General features: G+C 32.3%; 3 protein-coding genes. 2 read left to right on the top strand and 1 reads right to left on the bottom strand.

Annotated features, from left to right (window positions below):
* Positions 1-1,782, top strand: a 1,782-nt coding sequence (locus MR593_RS00780; protein ID WP_290685881.1) for a hypothetical protein, incomplete at its 5' end; no start/stop codon positions are given.
* Positions 1,783-1,824: 42 nt separating this feature from the next.
* Here the strand turns inward: MR593_RS00780 and MR593_RS00775 are convergent.
* The gene (locus tag MR593_RS00775) at positions 1,825-2,676 is read right to left on the bottom strand and encodes a CPBP family intramembrane glutamic endopeptidase (RefSeq protein WP_290685879.1); all 852 of its coding nucleotides are present in this window, start codon (positions 2,674-2,676) and stop codon (positions 1,825-1,827) included.
* Between the two features lie 310 nt (positions 2,677-2,986).
* On the opposite strand from MR593_RS00775, the gene ftsH reads away from it, so the two are divergent.
* A partial coding sequence (ftsH, locus tag MR593_RS00770; RefSeq protein ID WP_290685876.1) for an ATP-dependent zinc metalloprotease FtsH occupies positions 2,987-4,807 on the top strand: 1,821 nt, incomplete at its 3' end.

Here is a 4,807-nt window from a genome sequence, read left to right as displayed (position 1 = left end):
TTAGAGGATTGTGATTTAGTGGATAACGATGAGGATTTATCTAAAAGTGACGGAGAGATAGAAATCGAATTTGTGGAAAACTTAGATTCTTATGAATTAGAAGATAGCTATAAGAACTATCTTAGAGAAAAAGGTTTTGATGAAAATCAAATAGAAAAAAGCGCTGAAATCGAGAAAAATACTCGTACAGGAGATACATCTACAGAGATTCCTATAGAAGATGCTTCTGAAACCGAGCTAACTTGTACACAAGATGAGCCAACTGTGGATGAAAATAAACAAGAAGAAGATGACGATGATTATAAATATATCCACAAACCAGAGAATACTCAACAAAATAGCGAACAAATAAATCCACAGGAACAAAGTGAAGATACTGAACAATCTAGTAAAATAGAGGAATTAAAACAGCAATTTGAATGGGCAAAGGACTTAGGTGAATTTCCTGTTGAAAAGAATAAGGATGTAGAAGAAGATGAAGACGACGATAATCCTATTAAAATAGAATCAGGAGAAGGTGCAGAGCCTATAACTATACCAGTAATATCACCTGAAGTAGCTACAGACGGAGAAGATATAAAAGTAGATATAGTAAAACCAAAGGATTTTAAGGAATTAATTAGTACAAATGGCGAAATATTAGAAGAATATATTTCAGGAAATGCTAAATTCAACAATATAAGTGAAAATTTATATGTATGCATACAGTTATGTAATCTTTTTGCTAGAGTCCATAGTCTAGATAGCTGTTTTAACGGAATAACAGCAAAGGATATAATCATCACTCCAAAAAGAGAGTGTAAAATAATAAATGATAAAAAAATAGTTTCATTAAACGATGATACTTATGAAGTTAATTACGAAAAAACTTGTGCTCCTGAAATTCTGAGAAAAGAAGCAAGACCAAATATAAACACAGATAGACATAGCATGGCGTTCTTATTATTTGGACTTTTATTTAAGAGCGACCCATTTGAAGGTAGCAAGTCGTTAAATATTCCTTGCTATACTAAAAATGATGAACTTAAATATTATGAAAATCCAGTATTTGTATATAATTGCGATGACAAAACTAATCGACCAGTTTATGGGATACATTCTGTTTTAATAAAATACTGGAATAGATTTTATTCAGACAAAATAAAAATGATATTTAATCAAAATTTTGTCGCAGGAATTGAAGATCCAGAGGCGCGTGCAGAGGATAAGTCATTTATAGAGGTTCTAACAAAATTTAAAAATATTGTAGATTCAAAAAATACTAAGAAAGAGCCTACTAAAATTAAGGAACCTAAAAAAGAAAGCATTAGAGAAAAACTTCAAAAGAAATTATTACCTGAGAAAAATGAAAATATCGATGAAAGTAAGGATTTCGAGCAAAAGACAAAGGTAATAGAAATAAACAAGGACGCTCCTAAAAAGCCTGAGGATAATTCTATACCAAAATACCAATTATGTACTGCCTTTGCAGTTGTTAGCCAAAGAAATAGCGATACAATGTTATTAGATTTAGTTCCGGGAACTGAAATATCAAATAAATTAGTCAGCTATGAAGATGTTGAACGTTCACAAGTAATAGGTAAAGTAATACAAAATGCTAAGCGTAAGGATCTTATTGGCATAAAAAATATGTCTAACCATGAATGGGTAGCACAGAAAGGAAATGAAATTAAGAAATTCCCTCCAGGAAAAGTTCTTGTTATAACAGATGGAGTTGTGATTGATTTTTATCCTGAAAACAAAAGTATCATAAAAAATAGATGGACTATACGTCAAGTTTAAATATTTTAAATAGCCCCTTATCGATATACGAGGGGGCTATTTTTAAAGCAATCCTTTTTTAAATTTATAAACCTTCATATCGAAGGCATCTTTTTCTATATATTGACGATTTTTTATGATAAATCTAATAAATAAAATAAGCCCAATTGAAAAAGCAATTATGCCGTATATCAAAAATGAATAAGCATCGTTTCGTGTAATTAATTTTGATTCAGCTGAAGAAGTGGCATTTGAAAACAACATAGGTAAGCTCGCCAATAAATTATTGAAAAAATGCACAGTCATAGGTATCAATATATTCCTATATTTTAAATATAAGATACAGTTTGCGATTCCGAAAATTACAGCTCCGACTACAGCTAGTTCTATATGTAAAATGCCGAATAATATAGAAGAAATCACCATACCTACGTACACATCGAAAATTTTAGACAACCTTTTAAAAAACACTGCTCTAAAAAGCAGTTCTTCAACTATAGGTGCTGCTATCACAGTTGTTATAAAGGATATTAATGTGCTTGTAAATAAATCATCTGATGCGCTATTTAGTGAATTTGCAGTATCTATATCGATTATGCAAAACACAGCTAGTATCAACAATGTAGCACCCATAGATATACAGATTTGGGTGAAGACGACATTTATAATCTCTTTTATATCTAATTTTTCGATAAAATCTCTAATTAAATTACCGAGCTTTCTAAATGTAACTCTGAATTTATAAAATAAAAATAAAATAAATAAAGCATCTGCAATCAATTGAAGCGAATCAGTATTGGAGTCTAAAATGTCTTCATTTATAAAAAAAGCTACGAGCATCACAAAAAAGTTAATCAATATATAGACTATTACAGAGGATATAATTTTTGCTTCGTTGAATTCTTGTTTTTCCAAAAAAACACCTCCTCTTAAAATTGTGTAAATTATCTTTTTTACGAGTATATTTTAATTATATAAAATTTTTGTTAAAATACATATTCAATTAATAAGAATAACTTATATTTATGTTAGAATATGAATATCCGAGGATTTAGATAATGTTTTAATAGAAAGAGATATTATGGTAGATGGGGATATACAATAATATATATGATGTAAATTATTTAAGAATGATTTAATATTTTTTAAAGAATAATAAGATATAATATAGTTTATTAAATCGAATTTAAAATTTACAGACATAGAGAATAGGAAAGGTGCTTATATGAAAGAAGAAAAAAACAAACCGAAACATTTTAATTATTTTAATTTCTTTTTAATTTTAATACTTGTAGTTATGCTAAATAGTTTATTTTTACCTAGCATAAATTCTCGTATATACGAAGAAGTGGATTACAGTACATTTTTAACTCAAGTTGAAGCAGGACAAGTATCAGAAGTCCAAATGAGCGATACAGAGATAGTATATAATTTAAAAGAAACATCAGAAAATAAAGACAATAAAAAGTCATATTATACAGGATATGTTGAAAACCCTGATTTAGTTAAAACTTTGCAAGATAATAATGTCAAATTTACAAAGCAAATCAAGGATGAAAACTCATGGATAGTCAACTTCATAGTGAGTTGGATATTGCCACTTGCGATATTCTTATTTATAGGAAACTGGCTTATGAAGTCTATGACTAAGAGAATGGGTGGTGCTTCAAATGCGATGCAATTTGGTAAGAGCAACGCCAAGGTATATGTAGAAGCACAGACAGGAAAGACCTTCGACGATGTAGCTGGACAGGATGAAGCAAAAGAAGCTCTTACAGAAATAGTAGACTTCCTTCACAACCCTAAAAAATACGAAGAAATCGGTGCGATAATGCCAAAAGGAGCTCTACTTGTAGGACCTCCAGGTACAGGGAAAACTCTACTTGCAAAGGCTGTAGCTGGAGAAGCTAAGGTGCCATTTTTCTCAATATCAGGATCTGAATTCGTTGAGATGTTTGTAGGTATGGGTGCTGCTAAGGTCAGAGATTTGTTCAAGCAAGCCAACGAAAAAGCTCCATGTATAGTTTTCATAGATGAAATAGATACAATAGGTAAGAAACGTGATACTGGAATGCCAGGAGGAAACGACGAGAGAGAACAAACTCTTAACCAATTGCTTACAGAAATGGATGGTTTCGACGGCAAAAAAGGTGTTGTAATACTTGCAGCGACTAATAGACCAGACTCATTAGACAAGGCATTGCTTAGACCAGGTCGTTTTGACAGACGTATACCTGTAGAGCTTCCAGACTTAAAGGGTCGTGAAGCGATACTTAAGGTACACTCTAAAGGCGTACACATGGCAAAGGACATCGACTACAATGCAATAGCTAGAGCTACAGCAGGAGCAAGTGGTGCAGAGCTTGCCAACATAATTAATGAAGGTGCGTTGCGTGCAGTTAAAATGGGCAGACATCAAGTACTACAAGAGGACCTAGAAGAAAGCGTAGAAGTAGTAATAGCTGGTTACCAAAGAAAGGGAGCTGTTATATCTCAAAAGGAAAAATCAATAATAGCTTACCACGAAATAGGTCATGCGCTTGTAGCAGCTAAGCAAACTGAATCTGCTCCAGTTCACAAGATAACTATAATCCCTCGTACTTCAGGTGCACTTGGATATACAATGCAGGTTGAAGAGGGCGAAAAAGTCCTTATGTCTAAGGAGGAAGCGTTCAACAAAATCGCTACCTTCACAGGAGGACGTGCAGCAGAAGAATTGATATTTGGCTCATTTACAACAGGAGCTTCAAACGATATAGAACAAGCGACTAAGATTGCTAGAGCTATGGTGACTAGATACGGTATGAGTGAAGATTTCGATATGATGGCACTTGAAACAGTCAACAATCACTCTCTAGGAGGAGATGCATCACTTACTTGTTCACCAGAAACTTCGACTAAAATCGACGAAGAGGTTTTAAGTATAATAAAATCAGCTCACGAAAAGGCTATGAATATACTTAAAGAAAACAAAGAAAAACTCCATGAATTATCTAAATTCTTACTTGAAAAAGAAACTATAACAGGTGAAGAATTTATGGAAATC

The sequence above is a fragment of the Intestinibacter sp. genome (assembly GCF_022780145.1).
Classification (GTDB): Bacteria; Bacillota; Clostridia; order Peptostreptococcales; family Peptostreptococcaceae; genus Intestinibacter.
This window is presented reverse-complemented; position numbering and strand designations above follow the sequence as displayed.